The organism is Streptomyces speibonae (assembly GCF_984686075.1).
Genome location: NZ_OZ480260.1, coordinates 2707290 through 2727766 on the forward strand (window position 1 = coordinate 2707290; position 20477 = coordinate 2727766).

Genomic DNA, 20477 nt, shown 5'->3' on the forward strand with positions numbered 1-20477 from the left:
GGGTACGCTCCGGCCGGACCTCGGTCTGGGCCCGGTACCGCTCAGTAGGTACCCTGCACGTCATGCGTGCTCTTCTCGTGGTCAATCCGGCGGCAACCACCACAAGTGCGCGCACGCGCGATGTGCTGATCCACGCCCTCGCCAGCGAGATGAAGCTGGACGCGGTCACCACCGAGTACCGCGGGCACGCGCGCGACCTGGGCCGGCAGGCCGCGGAGAGCGCCGACACCGACCTGGTGGTGGCCCTCGGCGGGGACGGCACCGTCAACGAGGTCGTCAACGGTCTGCTGCACGCGGGCCCCGATCCGGAGCACCTGCCCGGCCTCGCCGTGGTGCCCGGCGGATCCACCAATGTGTTCGCCCGCGCCCTGGGCCTGCCCAACCAGCCCGTGGAGGCCACGGGCGTCCTGCTGGACGCGCTGCGCGAGGGCCGGGAGCGCACCGTGGGCCTGGGGCTGACCTCGGGCACGCCGGGCTCGGAGGACGAGGCCGTGCCGTCGCGCTGGTTCACCTTCAACGCGGGTCTCGGCTTCGACGCCGGTGTGGTCGGCCGGGTGGAGCAGCAGCGGGAGCGCGGCCGGAAGTCCACGCACGCGCTGTACATGCGCCAGGTCGTCCGTCAGCTGCTCGGCGAACCGCACCGCCGGCGCGGGGTGATCACCCTGGAGCACCCGGGCGAGGAACCGGTCACCGGGCTCGTCCTGTCCATAGTCTCGAACACCTCGCCGTGGACGTTTCTCGGCAACCGTCCGATCTACGCCTCGCCCCAGGCCTCGTTCGACACCGGCCTGGATCTCTTCGGTCTCAGCCGGATGTCGACCGCCGCGGTTGCCCGGTATGGCACGCAGTTGCTCACTTCGTCCCCCGAGCGCGGACCGCGCGGCAAGCACGCGGTGTCCCGGCACGATCTGACCCGCTTCACCTTGCATTCGAAGGTGCCGCTGCCCCTCCAGATGGACGGTGACCACCTGGGGCTGCGAACGAGCGTGACGTTCACAGGCGTACGCCGTGCACTGCGTGTGATTGTGTGAGCAGAAAGGGCCAAAGTCCTTTCACTCGAACGTTTAGGCCAGGATCCACCCCATGGAAGTACGGCTGTGACCTAGTCGACACCGAAGAATCAAAAAAAACTTTTCGGAAGGGGTTGTATCCGCCGCCGAGGTTTGCGAGTCTCTACATGGCGATCGGGACGGCCCGCAACACCGGCCTCCACAGATCACCGGAACCCCCCTTCAACCCAAGGACCACGCCAGGGAACCTGGCGGTCGGCCCTTCCCTTGTTGGGGGATTCGTGAAAGCGTTCACATTCACAAGCACTTGCAGTTATACCAAGGAGAGGTAGCAGCCATGGACTGGCGTCACAACGCCGTTTGCCGCGAGGAAGACCCCGAGCTCTTCTTCCCCATCGGCAACACCGGTCCCGCGCTGCTGCAGATCGAGGAAGCCAAGGCCGTCTGCCGTCGCTGCCCGGTGATCGAGAACTGCCTCCAGTGGGCGCTCGAGTCCGGTCAGGACTCCGGCGTCTGGGGTGGTCTCAGCGAGGACGAGCGTCGCGCGATGAAGCGCCGCGCCGCCCGCAACCGGGCCCGTCAGGCCTCCGCCTGACACCCCCCTGCTGACAGCCTGAGCTTGGCGGCGCATACATCGCGTATGCATCTCCCGCCCCCGAGCCGCAGCGCGCAGTTCCCCCGCAGTGCTCGGCACCGCTCGAGCAGGGGGACCCCGAGGAACGAGCATCAGCCCCGGACCACTTCACGGTCCGGGGTCTTTTGCTGCCCGGGCCTTTCGCTGCCCGGGCCTTTCGCTGCCCGGGCCTTTTGCTGCCCGGGGTCTGTTGCTGTGCCACCGGTACGGACAGCGCGCTACGTGTGCGACCGCACGGGGATGTCCAGGATCACCCTGGTCCCCCGGTCCGGGGCCGGCACCATGTCGAAGGTGCCGCTCAACTCGCCCTCCACCAGGGTCCGTACGATCTGCAACCCGAGGTTGCCTGCGGTGTGCGGGTCGAAGTCCTCGGGCAGACCCACGCCGTCGTCCTGCACGGTGACCAGCAGCCGGGCCTCCTTGGAGGTGCCGCCGCGGACCGCGGACACCTCGACGGTGCCGGTGTCCCCCTCGCCGAAGCCGTGCTCCAGCGCGTTCTGCAGAACCTCGGTCAGCACCATCGACAGCGGGGTGGCGACCTCCGCGTCGAGTATCCCGAAGCGGCCCGAACGCCGGCCGGTGACCTTGCCCGGTGAGATCTCGGCGACCATCGCGAGCACCCGGTCGGCGATCTCGTCGAACTCCACCCGCTCGTCCAGATTCTGGGACAGCGTCTCGTGCACGATCGCGATGGACCCCACCCGCCGGACGGCCTCCTCCAGCGCTGCACGGCCGCGCTCGGAACCGATGCGGCGGGCCTGGAGCCGCAGCAGCGCCGCCACCGTCTGGAGATTGTTCTTCACGCGGTGGTGGATCTCCCGGATGGTCGCGTCCTTGGTGATCAACTCGCGTTCGCGGCGGCGAAGTTCGGTGACGTCCCGGAGCAGGACCAGGGACCCGATGCGGGCGCCCTTGGGCTTGAGCGGGATCGCCCGGAACTGGATCACCCCGTCGTTCGACTCGATCTCGAACTCGCGCGGCGCCCAGCCGCTCGCCACCTTGGCCAGCGCCTCGTCCACCGGACCGCGCGAGGGCGCCAGTTCGGCGGTCGTCTGCCCGAGGTGATGGCCCACCAGGTCGGCGGCGAGCCCCATGCGGTGAAAGGCGGACAGGGCGTTGGGCGAGGCGTACTGGACGATGCCGTCGGCGTCGAGGCGGATCAGCCCGTCGCCCACGCGGGGCGAGGCGTCCATCTCCAGCTGCTGGTTCGCGAACGGGAAGGCGCCGGCCGCGATCATCTGGGCGAGGTCGGAGGCGCTCTGGAGATAGGTGAGCTCCAGCCGGCTCGGGGTGCGCACGGTGAGGAGGTTGGTGTTGCGGGCGATGACGCCGAGGACGCGCCCCTCGCGCCGTACGGGGATCGACTCGACCCGCACGGGGACCTCCTCGCGCCACTCCGGGTCGCCCTCGCGCACGATGCGGCCCTCGTCCAGGGCCGCGTCCAGCATGGGCCGGCGGCCGCGCGGCACCAGATGGCCCACCATGTCGTCCTGGTAGGAGGTCGGGCCGGTGTTGGGGCGCATCTGCGCGACGGAGACGTAGCGGGTGCCGTCCCGGGTGGGGACCCACAGGACCAGGTCGGCGAAGGAGAGGTCGGAGAGCAGCTGCCACTCCGAGACCAGCAGATGGAGCCACTCGAGATCGGTGTCGTCGAGGGCTGTGTGCTGGCGTACGAGCTCGTTCATGGAGGGCACGTCAGCGAGCGTACCCGGGGGTCGGTACCGCCCCCGGAAACACCCGCGGGCCGCGGCGCCTGGGAGGGACCCTCAACCCTCTTCGGCACCGCAGCCCGGAGCTGTATCGGCCGTGGGGTGTGCGGTCCCGGTCGGCCGAAGGTCGAGGAGCCGGCGCAGTCAGGGCAGAGAGCTCCGGATCCTCGGTCCGCCTTCCTGTGCGGGGAAGGCAGGCTTACTGTGTTCCTTACGCATTGTGGACTAGACCACTGCCCGTGTAAATGCGTCGGAACCCCGTTCTTTGCTGTCCTGCCGACACCCGGCCGAGGGCACGGGCGTCCACCGGGCAGCCTAACCCGTGAAAGCCCTGTCCGGGGCCGGAGAGGCGGGGCGTTTTCGGGCGGGCGGCCGCCGGGGCGGCGGTTCCGCCTGGGAGGGCGGGAGCCTCTCTGCTAGATTGAGATTGGTCTAAACCACATGTCCCGAGCGCCGGGGCGCCAGAACCAGTCGAGACCTTCTGAAGATCGGCAGGCCCACCGTGGAAGTTGTCATCGTTGCGGACGCCGAGGCGGGCGGCGAACTCATCGCCGAGGCCATGGCACAGCTCCTGCGGCGCAAGCCCGACGCCCTGCTGGGCGTCGCCACGGGTTCCACGCCGCTGCCCGTCTACGAGGCGCTGGCACAGCGGGTGGCATCCGGCGCCGTGGACACCTCGCGGGCGCGGATCGCCCAGCTCGACGAGTACGTGGGGCTGCCCGCCGACCACCCCGAGTCCTACCGCTCGGTGCTGCGGCGCCAGGTCCTGGAGCCGCTCGGGATCGCCATGGACGCCTTCATGGGCCCGGACGGCACGGCCGAGGACGTGCCGGGGGCCTGCGCGGCGTACGACCGGGAGCTGGCCGAGGCCGGCGGTGTGGACCTCCAGCTGCTCGGGATCGGCACGGACGGGCACATCGGGTTCAACGAGCCGTGCTCCTCGCTCGCCTCCCGCACCCGGATCAAGACGCTGACCGAGCAGACCCGGGTGGACAACGCCCGCTTCTTCGACGGCGACATCGAGCAGGTCCCCCACCACGTCATCACCCAGGGCATCGGCACCATCCTGGAGGCCCGCCACCTCGTGCTGCTGGCCACCGGCGAGGGCAAGGCCGACGCGGTCGCCGCGACCGTCGAGGGGCCGGTGGCGGCGGTCTGCCCGGCCTCCGCGCTGCAGCTGCACCCGCATGCCACGGTGGTCGTCGACGAGGCCGCCGCGTCCAAGCTGAAGCTCGCCGACTACTTCCGGCACACCTACGCGAACAAGCCGGAGTGGCAGGGCATCTGACCCCCGCCCATGGTCTGGACCACCCCTTGCGCCCGGGGGTATACAAAGGGGATCACGGAGCGTGCGGGGCACACACCTGTCCCGAGCCGTGCCACGATGTCAGCCGTGGCCGATGGGGATGTCGGTCGTTTCGGCATCCGGAGCCGGGAAGGCAGAGCATGAGCACCGACGTCAGCAGTGCGGAGAACGAGGGTGGGACCGCGGTCCGTACGGCGCGTGTGCCCAAGTACTACCGGCTGAAGAAGCACCTGCTCGACATGACCGAGACGGCACCGCCCGGCACGCCGGTCCCGCCGGAGCGCACGCTGGCGGCGGAGTTCGACACCTCGCGCACCACCGTGCGCCAGGCGCTCCAGGAGCTGGTGGTCGAGGGGCGGCTGGAGCGCATCCAGGGCAAGGGCACGTTCGTGGCCAAGCCCAAGGTCTCCCAGGCGCTCCAGCTCACCTCGTACACCGAGGACATGCGCGCGCAGGGTCTCGAGCCGACCTCGCAGCTGCTCGACCTGGGCTACATCACGGCCGACGACCGGCTCGCCGGGCTGCTCGACATCGCGCCGGGCGGCCGGGTGCTGCGCATCGAGCGGCTGCGCATGGCCAACGGCGAGCCGATGGCCATCGAGACGACCCATCTGAGTGCCAAGCGCTTTCCCGCGCTGCGCCGCAGCCTGGCGAAGTACACCTCCCTGTACACCGCCCTCGCCGAGGTGTACGACGTCCATCTGGCGGAGGCCGAGGAGACCATCGAGACCTCGCTGGCCACCCCGCGGGAGGCCGGTCTGCTCGGCACGGACGTGGGCCTGCCGATGCTGATGCTCTCCCGGCACTCGCGGGACCGCGACGGCCAGCCGGTGGAGTGGGTGCGCTCGGTGTACCGGGGTGACCGGTACAAGTTCGTCGCGCGTCTCAAGCGCCCCCAGGAGTGAGCCCCGAGACCGCTTCGGAAGAGTGCTGTATCCGGACAAACTAGGTGGTTGACAAGGTTTTCGTTGCTGTTGCCTCTCGTTTGGGCGGCGCCTGAATACCGCTCTGCGGAGGAGGGGTTCCGACCGCGCCGCACACTGACCTACATTTCCGCGCATTGCAGCCGGTGATCAGTGAGGGGACGGTAGCCGCCCGATGTCGCAAGCTCCAGAAAACCCGGGAGGGCCGGTGGTGACGCCCGTGCGCGTCGTCATCGCCCTCTGTCTCGTCGCACCGTTCGTGGCCATGCTGTGGGTCGGTTCGTACGCGAAGACCGACCCCGTCGTCATCGGTATCCCGTTCTTCTACTGGTACCAGATGCTGTGGGTGCTGATCTCCACCGCGCTGACGATGACGGCCTACAAGCTCTGGCAGCGTGACCAGCGCGCCCGCTCGGCCTCGAAGGGCGGTGCGTCGCAGTGAACGACGGCGTCAACGGCGTGGCACTCGCCGTCTTCATCTTCTTCTTCCTGCTCGTCACGGCCATGGGGTTCATGGCCGCGCGCTGGCGCAAGGCCGAGAACGAGCACAGCCTCGACGAATGGGGTCTGGGCGGGCGGTCGTTCGGCACCTGGGTCACCTGGTTCCTGCTCGGCGGCGACCTGTACACCGCCTACACCTTCGTCGCCGTACCCGCGGCGATCTACGCGGCGGGCGCGGCCGGGTTCTTCGCGGTGCCGTACACGATCCTGGTGTACCCGCTGATCTTCACCTTCCTGCCCCGCCTGTGGTCGGTGTCGCACAAGCACGGCTATGTGACGACGTCCGACTTCGTGCGCGGCCGGTTCGGCTCGAAGGGTCTGTCGCTGGCCGTCGCGGTCACCGGCATCCTGGCGACGATGCCCTACATCGCGCTCCAGCTGGTCGGCATCCAGGCCGTGCTCGACGTGATGGGCGTCGGCGGCGGCGAGGACACCAACTGGTTCATCAAGGACCTGCCGATCCTGATCGCCTTCGCGGTGCTGGCCGCGTACACGTACTCGTCGGGTCTGCGGGCCCCCGCGCTGATCGCCTTCGTGAAGGACACCCTGATCTACATCGTCATCGTGGTGGCGATCATCTACATCCCGATCAAGCTGGGCGGTTTCGACGAGATCTTCGCCTCCGCGCGGGAGGCCTACAGCGAGACCAACCCGGCCACCGGCGCGCCGCGCGGTTCGCTGGTGCCGGGCGAGGCGAGCCAGTGGACGTACGCCACGCTGGCGTTCGGCTCCGCGCTGGCGCTGTTCATGTACCCGCACTCGATCACCGCGACGCTGTCCTCGCGCAGCCGTGAGGTGATCCGCCGCAACACCACGATCCTGCCGCTGTACTCGCTGATGCTGGGGCTGCTGGCCCTGCTGGGCTTCATGGCCATCGCGGCCGGGGTCAAGGTCAGCAACGGCCAGCTGGCCATTCCGCAGCTGTTCGAGAACATGTTCCCGGACTGGTTCGCGGGCGTGGCCTTCGCGGCGATCGGCATCGGCGCCCTGGTGCCGGCGGCGATCATGTCGATCGCGGCGGCGAACCTGTTCACCCGCAACATCTACAAGGACTTCATCAAGCCGGACGCGACGCCCAAGCAGGAGACCCAGGTCTCCAAGATCGTGTCCTTGCTGGTGAAGGTGGGCGCCCTGCTCTTCGTCCTGACCATGGACAAGACGGTCGCGATCAACTTCCAGCTGCTCGGCGGCATCTGGATCCTGCAGACCTTCCCGGCGCTGGTGGGCGGCCTGTTCACCCGCTGGTTCCACCGCTGGGCGCTGATCGGCGGCTGGGCGGTCGGCATGATCTACGGCACCGCCGCCGCCTACGGTGTCTCCTCGCCGACGCAGAAGCACTTCGGCGGGTCGTCGGAGGAGATCCCGGGCATCGGCGAGATCGGCTACATCGGTCTCACGGCCTTCGTGCTCAACGTCGTGGTCACGGTCGTCCTGACCTTCGTCATGCGGGCCCTCAAGGCGCCCGAGGGCATCGACCAGACCAAGCCGGAGGACTACACGGTGGACGCGGGCGACGCCGGCGTCCAGGTGGAGCTCCCGCCGGCCACGGCGGGCAGCAGCAGCCACTGACGCCGCAGCCGCTCTGGAACGACGGGCCGCCGGAGAATTCCGGCGGCCCGTCGCCGTACCCGTCCGGCACACTCCCCCCATGGACATCGTCATCAGACCTGTGCGGCCCGGGGAGTACGAGGAACTCGGTGACATCACCGCCGAGGCGTATCTGCTGGACGGACTGCTGGACTTCGGGGAGAGCGACCGGTATCTCGACGAACTGCGTGACGTGGCGAAGCGGGCGGCCGCGGCCGAGGTGCTGGTGGCCACCGAGCGCGGGGCGCTGCTGGGCGGGGTGACCTTCGTGCCGGGCCCCGGGCCGATGGCCGACATAGCGGCACCGGACGAGGCGGAGATGCGGATGCTGGCGGTGGCCCGCGCGGGCCGCGGCCGCGGCGCCGGGGAGGCCCTCGTGCGCGCCTGTGTCGAGCGGGCCCGGGCGATCGGGGGGCGCCGGCGGATCGTGCTGTCGACCCAGCGCACCATGCACGCCGCCCACCGCATCTACGAGCGGGTGGGCTTCACCCGCACCCCGGAGCGGGACTGGAACCCGCTGCCGGAGCTGGACGACATCACGCTCATGACCTACGAGCTGACGCTCTGACACCAGCACGGCACAACATATGGGGTTGTCGGCGACACCCGGCACAAGATGTATGCTCATGCTCGCTGTCGTCGCAGGGGAATCCGGTGTGAATCCGGAACTGTCCCGCAACGGTGTACCCATGCCTGCCCGCTTCCGGGCGCATGGGCGTCAGTCCGAGGACCTGCCGACAGTGCACCCGGCCGTCCGGTCCGGGTGCCCCGACGTCCGGGCCTCGCGGAATGGGCCGGTGGACGCGGCGCCGCGTGCGCTCGTGTGCTGCCCCCTGCGCTCTTCGAGGCCCCGTGCCGAGCGAGGGAGAGCCCCACGTGACCATCGCGCCAGCCGATCCGGCTTCAGCGATCGACGTGCCCGAGGAGAGCGGCGGCCCCGGTGCCGCGCTGCTGCGGACCCTGACCGAGCTGACCGCCGACCTGCCCGACGCCGACCCCGGCCGGGTCGCCGCCGCCGCGCTGCGCGGCCGGTCCGCGGACGCCGACGAGACGGAGCTGCGGGAACTGGCCACCGAGGAGGCCGCCGGGCTGATCTCCGAGGACCCGGCCTACTCCCGGCTCGCGGCCCGGCTGCTGACCCTCGGCATCCGCGCCGAGGCCGCCGCCCAGGGCGTCACGTCGTTCACCCGGTCCGTCGCGACCGGCCACCGCGAGGGGCTCATCGCCGACCGCACCGCCGCGTTCGTCCGGCGGCACGGCGACCGGCTCGACGGGCTGATCGACCCCGGCGCCGACGACCGCTTCGGCTACTTCGGCCTGCGCACCCTGCACAGCCGCTACCTGCTGCGCCACCCGGTCACCCGCAAGGTCGTCGAGACGCCCCAGCACTTCCTGCTGCGGGTCGCCGCCGGTCTCGCCGAGGACGACAGCGCGCGCTCGGTGGAGGAGGTCGCCGCGCTGTACACGCTGATGAGCCGCCTGGAGTACCTGCCCTCCTCCCCCACCCTGTTCAACTCCGGCACCCGGCACCCGCAGATGTCGTCCTGCTATCTGCTGGACTCCCCCAAGGACGAGCTGGACTCCATCTACGACCGCTACCACCAGGTCGCCCGGCTCTCCAAGCACGCCGGCGGCATCGGTCTGGCCTACTCCCGCATCCGCTCACGGGGTTCGCTGATCCGCGGCACCAACGGGCACTCCAACGGCATCGTCCCGTTCCTGAAGACGCTGGACGCCTCGGTCGCCGCGGTCAACCAGGGCGGGCGGCGCAAGGGCGCGGCGGCGGTCTACCTGGAGACCTGGCACTCCGACATCGAGGAGTTCCTGGAGCTGCGCGACAACACCGGTGAGGACGCCCGCCGTACGCACAACCTGAACCTCGCGCACTGGGTGCCGGACGAGTTCATGCGCCGGGTGGCCGACGACGGGCCGTGGTCGCTGTTCTCCCCCGCGGACGTGCCGGAGCTGGTCGACCTGTGGGGCGAGGAGTTCGACGCGGCGTACCGGGCCGCCGAGGCCGAGGGCCTGGCGCGCAGGACGCTCCCGGCGCGGGAGCTGTACGGCCGGATGATGCGCACCCTCGCGCAGACCGGCAACGGCTGGATGACCTTCAAGGACACGGCCAACCGGACGGCGAACCAGACGGCGGCCCCGGGCCATGTCATCCACTCCTCGAACCTGTGCACGGAGATCCTCGAGGTCACCGACGACGGGGAGACCGCGGTCTGCAACCTGGGGTCGGTCAACCTCGGCGCCTTCGTGCGGCAGGGGGACATCGACTGGGAGCGCCTCGACGCCACGGTGCGCACGGCCGTGACGTTCCTCGACCGGGTCGTCGACATCAACTTCTACCCGACCGAGCAGGCGGGCCGCTCCAACGCCAGGTGGCGCCCCGTCGGTCTGGGCGCCATGGGCCTTCAGGACGTCTTCTTCCAGCTGCGGCTGCCCTTCGACTCCCCGGAGGCGAAGGCCCTGTCCACGCGGATCGCGGAGCGGATCATGCTCGCCGCCTACGAGACCTCCGCCGACCTGGCCGAGCGCGCCGGCCCGCTGCCCGCGTGGGAGGAAACCCGCACCGCGCGAGGCGTGCTGCACCCCGACCACTACGACGTCGAGCCGGCCTGGCCGGAGCGCTGGGCGGCGCTGCGGACGCGGATCGCGGCCACCGGGATGCGCAACGCGCTGCTGCTGGCGATCGCGCCGACCGCCACCATCGCGTCGATCGCGGGGGTGTACGAGTGCATCGAGCCGCAGGTGTCCAACCTGTTCAAGCGCGAGACGCTGTCCGGGGAGTTCCTCCAGGTCAACTCGTACCTGGTGGACGATCTGAAGCAGCTCGGCGTGTGGGACGCGCGCACCCGTGAGGCGCTGCGCGAGGCGGGCGGCTCGGTGCAGGACTTCGCGTGGATCCCCGAGGAGGTGCGCCGGCTGTACCGCACGGCGTGGGAGATCCCGCAGCGCGGTCTGATCGACATGGCCGCCGCCCGCACGCCGTACCTGGACCAGGCGCAGTCGCTCAATCTGTTCCTGGAGACACCGACCATCGGCAAGCTCTCCTCGATGTACGCCTACGCCTGGAAACAGGGCCTGAAGACCACGTACTACCTGCGGTCCCGCCCGGCGACCCGGATCGCCCGGGCGGCGCGCGCCACCGCTGCCGTCCCCGCCCGGCAGACGCCCGGCCCCGAAGCGGTCGCCTGCTCCCTGGAAAACCCCGAGTCCTGCGAGGCCTGCCAGTGATGACCGACAAGAACCTGCTCGACCCCGGTTTCGAGCTGACGCTCCGCCCGATGCGCTATCCGGACTTCTACGAGCGCTACCGGGACGCCATCAAGAACACCTGGCACGTGGAGGAGGTGGACCTGCACTCGGACGTCGCCGACCTGGCGAAGCTCAGCCCCGAGGAGCAGCACCTGATCGGACGGCTGGTGGCGTTCTTCGCCACGGGCGACTCGATCGTGGCGAACAACCTGGTGCTGACGCTGTACAAGCACATCAACTCCCCCGAGGCCCGGCTGTATCTCTCGCGGCAGCTGTTCGAGGAGGCGGTGCACGTCCAGTTCTATCTGACGCTGCTGGACACCTATCTGCCCGACCCGGACGACCGGGCGGCGGCCTTCGCGGCCGTGGAGAACATCCCGTCCATCCGGGAGAAGGCCGAGTTCTGCTTCAGGTGGATGGACTCGGTGGAGAAGATCGACCGGCTGGAGTCGCGGGCGGACCGCCGCCGCTTCCTGCTGAACCTGATCTGCTTCGCCGCGTGCATCGAGGGGCTGTTCTTCTACGGTGCCTTCGCCTACGTCTACTGGTTCCGCGGCCGGGGTCTGCTGCACGGGCTGGCGACCGGCACCAACTGGGTGTTCCGCGACGAGACGATGCACATGTCCTTCGCCTTCGACGTGGTCGACACCGTACGCAAGGAGGAGCCGGAGCTCTTCGACGAGGAGCTGGGCCGGCAGGTCACCGACATGCTGCGCGAGGCGGTCGAGGCGGAGCTGCAGTTCGCGCGCGACCTGTGCGGGGACGGCCTGCCGGGCATGAACACCGAGTCGATGCGGCAGTACCTGGAGTGCGTCGCCGACCAGCGGCTGGTGCGGCTCGGCTTCGCGCCGGTGTACGGCTCGGAGAACCCGTTCTCCTTCATGGAGCTCCAGGGGGTCCAGGAGCTGACGAACTTCTTCGAGCGGCGTCCGTCCGCGTACCAGGTCGCCGTGGAGGGCACGGTCGACCTGGACGAGGACTTCTGAACGGGACGCCGGGGAGCGGTGCGCCCCGGTGCCGCCTCACGCCGCCCTTGCGGTGCGGTGTGGGGCGGCGCCCCGGGCCCGCTTGATCTGCCGGTCGATCCGGCGGTCGTGCGCGATGCCGATCAGGGCGGGGAGGATCATCAGGACGAACAGGCCGGTGACGGCCACCATCGCGATCACTGCTTCCATCTGCGCCGTAGTCATGTCACCACTGTCGCCCCTGACACTCCTTACCAACAGTGGCAGGACTGCCGTAGACCCTCGATTTACTGCCAGCGGCGCGGCACACTGGGAACCATGCTGAAGAACGTGGCCGCCGTCCTCCTCGACGGTGTGAACCCCTTCGAACTCGGAGTCGTCTGCGAGGTCTTCGGCGTCGACCGCAGCGACGACGGACTGCCGGTCTACGACTTCGCGGTCGTCTCCGCCGACGGCCCGACCGTGCGCAGCAACTCGGGCTTCGCGCTGCAGGTCGAGCACGGTCTGGAGCGTCTGGAGACGGCCGACCTCATCACCGTGCCCGCCGGGTCCTCCTACGTTTCCCGCCGGTTCCCGCCCGAGCTGCTGGACGCCCTGCGCCGGGCCGTGGACCGGGGCGCCCGGGTGCTGAGCGTCTGCTCGGGCGTGTTCGTGCTCGCCGCCGCCGGGCTCCTCGACGGCCGGCGGGCCGCCTCCCACTGGAAGCACGCGGAGGAGCTGACCAGGCAGTATCCGCATCTGACCGTGGAACCGGACGTGCTCTACGTCGACGAGGACCCGGTGATCACCTCCGCCGGCACCGCCGCCGGGATCGACGCCTGTCTGCATCTGGTGCGCAAGGAGCAGGGGCCGGAGGTCGCCAACAAGATCGCCCGGCGCATGGTGGTGCCCCCGCACCGCGAGGGGGGCCAGGCCCAGTACATCGAGCGCCCGCTGCCCCGGACCGGCGTCGACACCGTCGCCGAGGTGCTGGTGTGGATGGAGCGGCACCTCGACGAGGAGGTCACCGTCGAGCAGCTCGCCGACCGCGCCCACATGTCCCCGCGCACGTTCGCCCGCCGCTTCCAGCAGGAGACCGGCACCACACCCTACCGCTGGATCCTGCGCCAGCGGGTGCTGCTGGCCCAGCATCTGCTGGAGGCGACGGACGAGACCGTGGACGCGATCGCGGGCCGCACCGGCTTCGGCAACGCGGCGGCGCTGCGCCACCACTTCGTGCGCGCCGTGGGCACCACCCCGCAGGCCTACCGGCGCGCGTTCCGGGGCCCGGAGGCCGCCTGACGCGCGCCGGAGGAGCCGGACGGGCCGGTCAGCGGGGCAGTGCCCGCAGCATCAGCCGGCGCGGCCGGAGCGTGATGCCGATCCGCGGCCGGATGTCGGAGCCGGGCGCGTGCTCGAACCGGAAGGCGGAGGCGACCGCCGCGGTGATGAGCGTGAGCTCGGCCATGGAGAAGTGGTCACTGGGGCATTTGCGGTTGCCCACGCTGAAGGGGCTCATCGCGTACTTGGGGACGTCCTTGGACCGTTCGGGGAGCCAGCGGTCCGGGTCGAACTCCTCGTGCCGCTCGTACGACCGCCGGTCGCGCTGGATGGCGTACGGGCTGTAGATGAGGTCCGCCCCCTTGGGAATGCGGTATCCGCCGAGTTCCGTGTCGGTCACCGCGCGGCGCGTCAATATCCAGACGGCCGGATGCAACCGGAGGGCCTCGGTGACGACATTCGCGGTGTACGTCAGCTTTCGGACGTCCTCGAATGCGACGGGCCGGTCACCGACGACGGCTTTCACCTCGTCGCGGATCTTGTCGCCCAGTTCCGGGTGCTCGGTGAGAACCAAGAGGAGAGACATCACCGTGGATCCGACGGTTTCGGCGCCGGGGGTGAGTATGGCGATGACCTGATCGTGGATCTCCTGTTCCCCAATGGGCTCGCCATTGTCGTTCTTCGCCTCCAGCAAAGCCGTCAGCAAATCGTTCGGCTTTTGACCGCTTGCCCGTCGGTCGGCGACGATCTCGTCCACCAGGACATGCAAATCGGCCAGGGCCCGGTTGAATTCGCGGTTGGCCGGGAGCGGAACCTTGTAGAGCGGCCCGAGCGGCACCACCATGCGCTGGTACATGCCGCTGAACAGTGCCGCGAGGTCGGCGCAGATGCGGTCGGCCCGGGCGTCCATGTAGCTGCCGCGCATCAGGCAGCGGGCGACGACCCGGACGGCCACGCGGAAGGACTCCGACGTGACGTCCAGCACCTGGCCGGAACGCCAGCGCTCCACCAGCGCATGCGACTCCTCCGCCATGATCGGCCCGTAGGCGGGGATCGCGTCGAGCCGGAAGGCGGGCTGGATGATGCGGCGCTGGCGCCGGTGCAGCGCGCCGTTGGCGGTGGCCACGCCCTCCTTGCCGAGCAGCTCCTCCAGGGACTCCCAGAGCGGCCCGGCGATGATGTAGTCGGGACTGAGGGCCACCGCCCCGGTGAGGGCGGGGGTGGTGACGGCGTACACCGTCTTCGGGCCCAGTTTCAGGCGTACGACCTCGCCGTGGTCGCGCAGTCCGGAGAGGAAGGACAGCGGATCGCGGGCCAGTTTCCAGCCGTGGCCGAGGAGGGGGAATCCTCCGCCGGCCAGGGGCGGTTCGGACAGTGCGGTCGTGGCGGACGTCCCGGGGTTCACCGACTCGACGGTCATTTCTCACCTGCCGCTTCGTTGTTGACGTACGGGGGCGTGGACCGGTCGTCCCAGCTGTCGACTCGGTACCGGCCGGACTCGTGGTGGAACCAGTAGACGGAACTGAACCAGTTCCGCATGTTGCCGACGCACGCGCGCACGGCGGCGCTCGTTTCCTTTCCTCCCACGGTGCCGTCGTCGAGGACGTCGGCGAACCGCAGCGCGTCGCGTTCCGCATTCTGGAATTCGCGGATGCATTCCTCGACGCGGTGCCGCACTTCGGCGATGGCCTCTTCGAGGGTCAGCCCTTCGTGCGTGACGAGACTGATGCCGAGATTGTGCACCTCACTTCCGGCTATTTCCTTCGGAAGTGAGCACAGGTCGTTGTACCAGGCGGCGAATTCCTGACTGAGCAGCGCCGCCTTCCGGTACGCCGGGTTCTTCCGTACCGGGTCCGGGAGTTCACTTCCCGCACTCGGTTCCAGCAGGTCCGTCCAGATCCAGTGCGCGAAGGTGAGCCGGCGCAGTTCCAGGTATTCCTCAACGGTGGGGACGATTCCCTCCGTGCGGTTGTGGAATTCCCGGTCGTACGCCTCGATCACCGTGTGGAAGTGCCGGGCGAACCGGGCGTTCCAGCTGCCCGGCAGGAAGGTGTAGAGCCGTCGCACGCTGTCCGCGAGTCCCGCGACCACCGGATCCTCGTGACGCAGGTGGTCGGTGGGGCTGTCGAGGGCGTTGTGCAGCAGGTTCTTCAGCCGCCGCCAGGCGGTGGGCCGGCCGTGCACGATGTCGCGGTCGTGCCGGTCGTCCCAGACGAAGAACCACGCGCTGTAGTCCGCTATCGCCTGCAGGACCTCGTCGGGGGCGCCTATGTAGTACCCCGCCATAAGGTCGGTGTAGCACAGGCCATCGGCATATTCCTCCACCTTGTCCGCCGGCATGAGCCGCTTTTCGAGCAGCCATGCCCTGGTCGTTTCCTGAAGCTTCGGCCAATACGGGTGGAGTTGCCGGGGAAACGCCGCCTCGATCACCGGAAGAGACAGCGCCGGTGGAACCGCGATGGTGGTCGGTGTCGATGTGGTGCCGTGTGACAAAGCATGCACGAACAATCCCCTCTCGCCGCCAGTTGGCCTGCGCCCGTCCCCCGAGCCGGGCGCACGCCGTGCGTATCCCCGCACCTCTATTCAGCACCACAACTGACCGTTCTGGGAACGGATTTGCTTCTTTCACTACCTTTCGGCGCGCAGAGACGAACGGCGCCCGACCGGAGAGGTGTCCGGTCGGGCGCCGTGAGCGAGGCGGCGGAGGGGCTCCGCACGCCGCGTCAGTCGTTGGCGACCACGGGGTAGCGCGGCTCGTTCTCGGCCATCTGCCGCAGCGCCGCCTTGCGTTCGCGCTTGGACAGCCGGTCGATGTACAGGTAGCCGTAGAGGTGGTCGGTCTCGTGCTGCAAACACCGCGCGAAGTAGCCGGTGCCGCGCACCCGGACGGGGTTGCCCTTCTCGTCCTGCCCGGTCACCTCGGCGTAGTCGGGGCGGGCCAGCGGCGCGTACGCGGTCGGCACCGACAGACAGCCCTCACTGCCGTCGTCCAGCCGGCGCTGTTCGGCGGGCAGTTCGACCAGCTTCGGGTTGCAGATCACGCCGACGTGGCGCGCGCCCTCGTCGTCCGGGCAGTCGTAGACGAAGACCTTCAGGTCGACGCCGATCTGGTTGGCGGCCAGGCCCACGCCCTCGGCCGTGCGCTGGCTGGCGAACATGTCGGCGACCAGCTGCTGGAGTTCCTCGCCGAAGTCCGTGACGTCCTTGCACTCCCTGTGCAGCACCGGGTTTCCGACCACCGTGATCGGCCGTGAGGTGCCGCGCTCGCGCCAGGCCGCCTCGCGCTCCTCGCAGTCCTCCGTGTCGATGACGTACCCCTCGTCGTCGACGGGGAGCACGCCCGCGTACTGCTGATCGGTGTCCTGCTGAGCCATGACCGAGGTGTGCCTTCCTTGAAAAACGGGGGTTGTGATGCTGATACAGGGTACGGGCAGCTGTCTGCACGCCTGCCCTAACAGACCTCTTCGAGATCCCGCCAATCCCTGGACTCCGGGCTGTCCGCGACCCACCCGTCCAGCAACCCCCGTACCAGCGACGCCGGCGCGGCGATCCCGCACTCGCGCTCCGGCACCCACAACTGCCCGTCCGTACGGTGGCCGAGGGGCCCGGGGTGCCCCGGCTCGCTGTGGTCGTGCGGGTCCAGGTGCTCGCCCTCGCCCTCGTCGGACGGCATCCGGGACTCCGAGCACATCCGGCACAGCAGCCGCACGGACGACGACCAGTCCTCGGCGGCGAAACCGGCGTCGGAGGCCAGCTGTTCCAGCGCGTCCCGGTCGGTCTCGGACGCGGCCTCCAGCAGCACCACCCAGGTCGGCACCGGCGACGGCGCCCACAGCTCGATCTCGTCGAACACCGGGTAGGTGTGCCCGGCGGCGGTGCTGCGCTCGCCGTGCGGCACGCCGTCATGCAGGACGACCTCGCCCCAGCGGCGCCCGGAGGACGGCAGCGGAATGGACAGCACCTCGATCCGGGCGGGGTCCAGGCGCCGGCCCCACACGACCTCCGCCTCCCCTTCCGGGGACAGCCGCACGGCCGCGCTGCCCAGGTCCATGCCGAGGGGCTCGCCGGAGTCGGTGGCAGGTCCCGGCACCTTCAGCCCGTAGGCCTGCCAGGCCCGCCGGGCCAGCGGCCAGTCCTGCAACGCGGTGGCGGCGATGCCGACGTTCCACCAGTCGGGCGCCCCGGTGTCGCGGTCGAGCAGCGCCACGGCGCGCAGGCCCGCCGAACGCGCCTGCTCCCAGTCGTGCCGGAACTTGTGCAGCAGCGCCAGATTGAACCAGGACTCCGAGAGCCAGGGTTCCAGATCGGCGGCACGTGTCAGCAGCGCTCCCGCGTCCTCGTACCGGCCGTCGCCGATGAGCGTGAACGCGCGATCCGTGGCCTGCCGCCAGGAGGCGGAGGGCCGGTGCCGTCCCTTGCCGAAGATCCTCACGATTCCCGCCTGCCAGTTCCGTTCGGTGGGCCGGCTGTGTCGGTCCGCGCCCCCGGACACCCTCTCCTTCGCATCCAACCACGTACGGCCACAAGGACGCTCATTACCCATGGGTTACCCAGCCTCGCAGGGGGTCAGACAGCCCCGCGCGAGGCTCTCACCACGTCCGCTCTCCGTATGCACGCGCCCCCTCCGTGTTCCGTGACAGCACCCGGGCCAGCGCCTCGACGACCTCCGGCGCATACTCCCCGGCGGTACCGAGCCGCAGTTCCTCCAGCGCGGTCAGCGGCCCGCCGGGACCTCCTTCCCTGGACTTCTCCTCGTACGCGTTCACCACCCGGACGATCCGCGCGGCGAGCGGTTGCTCATGGTGCGGGTCGGCCTGGCGTTCGACGATCCCGGCCACCCGGGGGTCGACCCCCGTCTGCCGCACCACGGCGCCGCCGAGCAGCGCGATCCGCCGCTGCTCGGAGACCGGCAGTCCGGCGGTGGCCCCCGCGGGGACCGGGTCGACGAGGCTGAGCTGGCCGATGTCGTGCATCAGCGCCGCGTACTCCAGCACGGTCAGCTCGGGCTCGGTCAGCCCGAGGTCCCGGCCCACCGCCTGGCTGAGCGAGGCGACCCGGCGGGCGTGACCGGCGGGGGTGTACCCGGCGATCTCGGTGGCCCGCGCGAGGGACGCGATGGTCTGCCGGTAGGTGGCGCGGACGGCCGCGTACCGCCGGTAGGACAGCTGGGCCAGCAGCAGGGGCACGGAGAACACGGGCAGCGCCCACAGGCCCACGACGGCGACCCCGAGCGCCATCACGGCACCGGTGGCGATGACGGCGGCGCCGATGCCGGGAACGGCCCGCAGCTCGTCGCGCAGCAGCGGCGGGAAGGGCCAGCCGGTGCGGGAGTGGGCCAGCGCGGCGGCGAGCACGGCGTCGCACAGCGCGGTGAGGGACAGCAGGGCGAGCAGCAGCAGGGCGTGGGCGGAGCCGCCCCAGTCGTCGAAGGCGCCCCGGGTGTACAGCGGCTGGAAGCACAGGGCGACGAAGCCGACGGTGAGCACCCGTCGGGCGGCCGGGTCGAGGGCGGGCCCGTCGCCGCGCCCCACGTGCGGCACGCTGCCGAGCAGGGACGCGGCGAGCACCACGGTGACGACCTGGGCGGCGCCGTGGTGGGTGGGCCGCCCCGCGGTCTCGGCGAGCAGCGCGTACGACAGGGAGCCCGCGGCGGCCAGCGGCGCGGCCTCGCGGATCCGGATCCCGTTGCGCCGGGTGAGCTCGCCGACCGTGACGAGCACCCCGAAGGCCAGGGCGGCGCCCCGTTCCTCGACGCCGTGGTAGAGGGTGCTGCCGAGGGACCCCGCCGCGAGGACGGCGGCGCAGAGGTGCACGACGGTGTGCAGCCGCGGCCTCACCGCCGGGCCCCGGACCGGTCGGTCACCGGTGCGGCGGGCCCCGGCAGGGCGGTGGAGCGGTCGTCGGCGGCGGTCACCGCCGGGTGCCAGCCGGACCGGGCGATGGCCCGGGACAGCGCGCCGACCATCCGCGGGTCGAAGTGGGTGCCGGCGCACCGGCGGAGCTCCTCGAGCGCCGCGGGCACGGGCCGGGCCCTGCTGTAGGTGCGGTTGGAGGTCATCGCGTCGAAGGCGTCGGCGACCGCGACCACCCGCGCGGGCTCGGGGATCTGACCGCCCGCCAGCCCGTAGGGGTAGCCCGAGCCGTCCAGCCGCTCGTGGTGGTGCAGCACCGCCGCGCGGGCCTCGCCGAGGAAGGAGATCCCCCGCACCATCTCGTGCCCGTACTCGGGGTGCAGTTCGATCACCCGGCGTTCCTCGGGGGTCAGCGGGCCGTTCTTGGTGAGCAGCCGGGTGGGGACGCCGAGCTTGCCGACGTCGTGCAGGATGCCGGCGAAGCGCAGCACCTCGACCCGTTCGTCGTCCAGGCCGAGTTCCCGCGCGATCATCATCGAGGCGCGTCCGACGCGCTCGCTGTGTCCGCGCGTGTAGCCGTCCTTGATGTCGACGGCCTGCACGAGCGCGCGGATCGTGGCCTGGTGGGCGGCCCGCTCCCGGTGGTACTGGGCGAACGCCCACCACGAGACGCCCATCGGCAGCAGCACCGGCAGCGCCGCCGTGGGGCCGTAGTCGCTGCGCCACAGCAGCGCCATCATGAGCCCGGCGAGGCCGTGCACGGTGAGCGGCACCAGCGATCTGAGGAACTGCCGCCACCACGCGGCGGGGCCCGCCGTCGGGCGCCCGCGCGGTGGCCCGCCGGACGCCGTGGCCGGGATGCCGCCGTCGAGCAGGGTGAGCACCAGGCAGAACGCCAGGACCGCGGCCCCGGCCGCCGCCAGCGCGCCCGGTACCTCGCAGTCGGCCACCGTGGTCTTCCCCCCGGCCGCCGCGTGGACGCGGCTCGCCGCCCACACGGCGAGCACCAGCTGGGCGGCCCGCCAGAGCCTGCGCGCCGCGTGCGGCCGTTGCTCCACGGGCAGCAGCAGCGCCCCGGGCAGCGCGACCAGCGCGGCGGCGTACGGCGGCAGCAGGAAGGCCCCGGCGAGCAGCACGGGGTGGAAGGTGCCGCCCGGGTGCGGGGCGGCGACGAGGCGCGACCGGGCGAGGCGCTCGCATCCGGCGTACAGCGCCGCCAGCAGGGCGACCGGCCACCAGGAGACGCGGACGTCCGCGAGGGCCTCCGGCGCGGTGAGGACCGGCGGCGGGACCAGACAGAGCAGGGCCGGCAGGGTGACACCGGCGACATACAGCTTGGTCCGCGCCGGTAACGCCTCCATGAGCCCCCACCCCCGACCGTGCCCACGGCACCCGGTCCGCCGTCTGCCAGGATCTGGAGCCTAGGCCGGAGGCGGGTGCCTCCACAGGCCGATAACCCGCGGATTAGC

General features: G+C 70.6%; 18 protein-coding genes and 1 riboswitch. Of the genes, 10 read left to right on the forward strand and 8 right to left on the reverse strand.

Annotation, left to right across the window (positions count from 1 at the left end; genetic code table 11):
• The first annotated feature begins 62 nt into the window (after nucleotides 1-62).
• Together AC5L3C_RS11940 and AC5L3C_RS11945 are read left to right on the forward strand one after the other, a co-directional pair.
• A complete protein-coding gene (locus tag AC5L3C_RS11940) occupies nucleotides 63-1031 on the forward strand; it encodes a diacylglycerol/lipid kinase family protein (protein WP_493648981.1) in 969 nt (322 codons plus the stop codon).
• A 316-nt stretch (nucleotides 1032-1347) separates the two neighbouring features.
• Complete coding sequence (locus AC5L3C_RS11945; protein WP_037937783.1) at nucleotides 1348-1605, forward strand: WhiB family transcriptional regulator; 258 nt, start codon at nucleotides 1348-1350, stop codon at nucleotides 1603-1605.
• Nucleotides 1606-1862: 257 nt separating this feature from the next.
• On the opposite strand, the gene AC5L3C_RS11950 is transcribed toward AC5L3C_RS11945, so the two are convergent.
• Nucleotides 1863-3329: a sensor histidine kinase gene (locus AC5L3C_RS11950; RefSeq protein ID WP_493653831.1), complete on the reverse strand. Its 1467-nt coding sequence runs from the start codon at nucleotides 3327-3329 to the stop codon at nucleotides 1863-1865.
• 526 nt (nucleotides 3330-3855) lie between these two features.
• Here AC5L3C_RS11950 and nagB point away from each other — a divergent pair.
• From nagB to AC5L3C_RS11985, 7 genes are all read left to right on the forward strand, one after another.
• The gene (gene nagB, locus AC5L3C_RS11955; RefSeq protein WP_125504286.1) at nucleotides 3856-4641 is read left to right on the forward strand and encodes a glucosamine-6-phosphate deaminase; all 786 of its coding nucleotides are present in this window, start codon (nucleotides 3856-3858) and stop codon (nucleotides 4639-4641) included.
• 158 nt (nucleotides 4642-4799) lie between these two features.
• Nucleotides 4800-5564: a GntR family transcriptional regulator gene (locus AC5L3C_RS11960; protein ID WP_493648982.1), complete on the forward strand. Its 765-nt coding sequence runs from the start codon at nucleotides 4800-4802 to the stop codon at nucleotides 5562-5564.
• Between the two features lie 193 nt (nucleotides 5565-5757).
• Nucleotides 5758-6024, forward strand: a complete 267-nt coding sequence (locus AC5L3C_RS11965) for a DUF3311 domain-containing protein (RefSeq protein WP_185930908.1) — start codon at nucleotides 5758-5760, stop codon at nucleotides 6022-6024.
• The gene (gene mctP, locus AC5L3C_RS11970) at nucleotides 6021-7652 is read left to right on the forward strand and encodes a monocarboxylate uptake permease MctP (RefSeq protein WP_493648983.1); all 1632 of its coding nucleotides are present in this window, start codon (nucleotides 6021-6023) and stop codon (nucleotides 7650-7652) included. Before AC5L3C_RS11965 ends, mctP begins: the two co-directional genes overlap by 4 nt.
• 79 nt (nucleotides 7653-7731) lie before the next feature.
• Nucleotides 7732-8238 (forward strand): GNAT family N-acetyltransferase, encoded by a 507-nt coding sequence (locus AC5L3C_RS11975; RefSeq protein WP_493648984.1) that lies wholly within the window; start codon nucleotides 7732-7734, stop codon nucleotides 8236-8238.
• Nucleotides 8239-8250: 12 nt separating this feature from the next.
• A riboswitch (cobalamin riboswitch) is annotated at nucleotides 8251-8423 on the forward strand.
• Nucleotides 8424-8546: 123 nt separating this feature from the next.
• Complete coding sequence (locus tag AC5L3C_RS11980; RefSeq protein WP_493648985.1) at nucleotides 8547-10910, forward strand: ribonucleoside-diphosphate reductase subunit alpha; 2364 nt, start codon at nucleotides 8547-8549, stop codon at nucleotides 10908-10910.
• Nucleotides 10910-11917 (forward strand): ribonucleotide-diphosphate reductase subunit beta, encoded by a 1008-nt coding sequence (locus AC5L3C_RS11985; RefSeq protein ID WP_493648986.1) that lies wholly within the window; start codon nucleotides 10910-10912, stop codon nucleotides 11915-11917. The genes AC5L3C_RS11980 and AC5L3C_RS11985 overlap by 1 nt, the downstream gene beginning before the upstream one ends.
• A 36-nt stretch (nucleotides 11918-11953) precedes the next feature.
• On the opposite strand, the gene AC5L3C_RS11990 is transcribed toward AC5L3C_RS11985, so the two are convergent.
• Nucleotides 11954-12121 carry a hypothetical protein gene (locus tag AC5L3C_RS11990; protein ID WP_493648987.1) on the reverse strand — a complete coding sequence of 56 codons (168 nt, stop codon included), beginning with the start codon at nucleotides 12119-12121 and terminating at the stop codon, nucleotides 11954-11956.
• Between the two features lie 93 nt (nucleotides 12122-12214).
• On the opposite strand from AC5L3C_RS11990, the gene AC5L3C_RS11995 reads away from it, so the two are divergent.
• Nucleotides 12215-13177 carry a GlxA family transcriptional regulator gene (locus AC5L3C_RS11995; protein ID WP_493648988.1) on the forward strand — a complete coding sequence of 321 codons (963 nt, stop codon included), beginning with the start codon at nucleotides 12215-12217 and terminating at the stop codon, nucleotides 13175-13177.
• 28 nt (nucleotides 13178-13205) lie between these two features.
• Here AC5L3C_RS11995 and AC5L3C_RS12000 read toward each other — a convergent pair whose 3' ends face one another.
• The 6 genes from AC5L3C_RS12000 to AC5L3C_RS12025 all read right to left on the reverse strand — a co-directional run bounded on the left by AC5L3C_RS12000 (nucleotide 13206) and on the right by AC5L3C_RS12025 (nucleotide 20369).
• The gene (locus AC5L3C_RS12000) at nucleotides 13206-14576 is read right to left on the reverse strand and encodes a bifunctional albaflavenone monooxygenase/terpene synthase (protein WP_493648989.1); all 1371 of its coding nucleotides are present in this window, start codon (nucleotides 14574-14576) and stop codon (nucleotides 13206-13208) included.
• Complete coding sequence (gene cyc1, locus AC5L3C_RS12005) at nucleotides 14573-15658, reverse strand: epi-isozizaene synthase (protein WP_493653832.1); 1086 nt, start codon at nucleotides 15656-15658, stop codon at nucleotides 14573-14575. The genes AC5L3C_RS12000 and cyc1 overlap by 4 nt, the downstream gene beginning before the upstream one ends.
• A 221-nt stretch (nucleotides 15659-15879) precedes the next feature.
• Entirely contained in the window at nucleotides 15880-16530 is a 651-nt protein-coding gene (gene def / locus AC5L3C_RS12010) for a peptide deformylase (protein ID WP_493648990.1), read from the reverse strand.
• Nucleotides 16531-16607: 77 nt separating this feature from the next.
• Nucleotides 16608-17588 (reverse strand): tetratricopeptide repeat protein, encoded by a 981-nt coding sequence (locus AC5L3C_RS12015; protein ID WP_125504297.1) that lies wholly within the window; start codon nucleotides 17586-17588, stop codon nucleotides 16608-16610.
• A 157-nt stretch (nucleotides 17589-17745) separates the two neighbouring features.
• Nucleotides 17746-18993, reverse strand: a complete 1248-nt coding sequence (locus tag AC5L3C_RS12020) for an HD-GYP domain-containing protein (protein ID WP_493648991.1) — start codon at nucleotides 18991-18993, stop codon at nucleotides 17746-17748.
• Nucleotides 18990-20369, reverse strand: coding sequence for an HD-GYP domain-containing protein (locus tag AC5L3C_RS12025; RefSeq protein ID WP_493648992.1), 1380 nt, complete (start codon nucleotides 20367-20369; stop codon nucleotides 18990-18992). Before AC5L3C_RS12025 ends, AC5L3C_RS12020 begins: the two co-directional genes overlap by 4 nt.
• Nucleotides 20370-20477 lie beyond the last annotated feature (108 nt).

What these genes read in the sequence shown, in the direction of transcription:
- AC5L3C_RS11940 (WP_493648981.1), top strand. Translation starts at nt 63, where the DNA reads ATGCGTGCTCTTCTCGTGGTCAATCCGGCGGCAACCACCACAAGTGCG.
- AC5L3C_RS11945 (WP_037937783.1), top strand. Translation starts at nt 1,348, where the DNA reads ATGGACTGGCGTCACAACGCCGTTTGCCGCGAGGAAGACCCCGAGCTC.
- AC5L3C_RS11950 (WP_493653831.1), bottom strand. Translation starts at nt 3,329, where the DNA reads ATGAACGAGCTCGTACGCCAGCACACAGCCCTCGACGACACCGATCTC.
- AC5L3C_RS11960 (WP_493648982.1), top strand. Translation starts at nt 4,800, where the DNA reads ATGAGCACCGACGTCAGCAGTGCGGAGAACGAGGGTGGGACCGCGGTC.
- AC5L3C_RS11965 (WP_185930908.1), top strand. Translation starts at nt 5,758, where the DNA reads ATGTCGCAAGCTCCAGAAAACCCGGGAGGGCCGGTGGTGACGCCCGTG.
- AC5L3C_RS11975 (WP_493648984.1), top strand. Translation starts at nt 7,732, where the DNA reads ATGGACATCGTCATCAGACCTGTGCGGCCCGGGGAGTACGAGGAACTC.
- AC5L3C_RS11985 (WP_493648986.1), top strand. Translation starts at nt 10,910, where the DNA reads ATGACCGACAAGAACCTGCTCGACCCCGGTTTCGAGCTGACGCTCCGC.
- AC5L3C_RS11990 (WP_493648987.1), bottom strand. Translation starts at nt 12,121, where the DNA reads ATGACTACGGCGCAGATGGAAGCAGTGATCGCGATGGTGGCCGTCACC.
- AC5L3C_RS11995 (WP_493648988.1), top strand. Translation starts at nt 12,215, where the DNA reads ATGCTGAAGAACGTGGCCGCCGTCCTCCTCGACGGTGTGAACCCCTTC.
- AC5L3C_RS12000 (WP_493648989.1), bottom strand. Translation starts at nt 14,576, where the DNA reads ATGACCGTCGAGTCGGTGAACCCCGGGACGTCCGCCACGACCGCACTG.
- def (WP_493648990.1), bottom strand. Translation starts at nt 16,530, where the DNA reads ATGGCTCAGCAGGACACCGATCAGCAGTACGCGGGCGTGCTCCCCGTC.
- AC5L3C_RS12025 (WP_493648992.1), bottom strand. Translation starts at nt 20,369, where the DNA reads ATGGAGGCGTTACCGGCGCGGACCAAGCTGTATGTCGCCGGTGTCACC.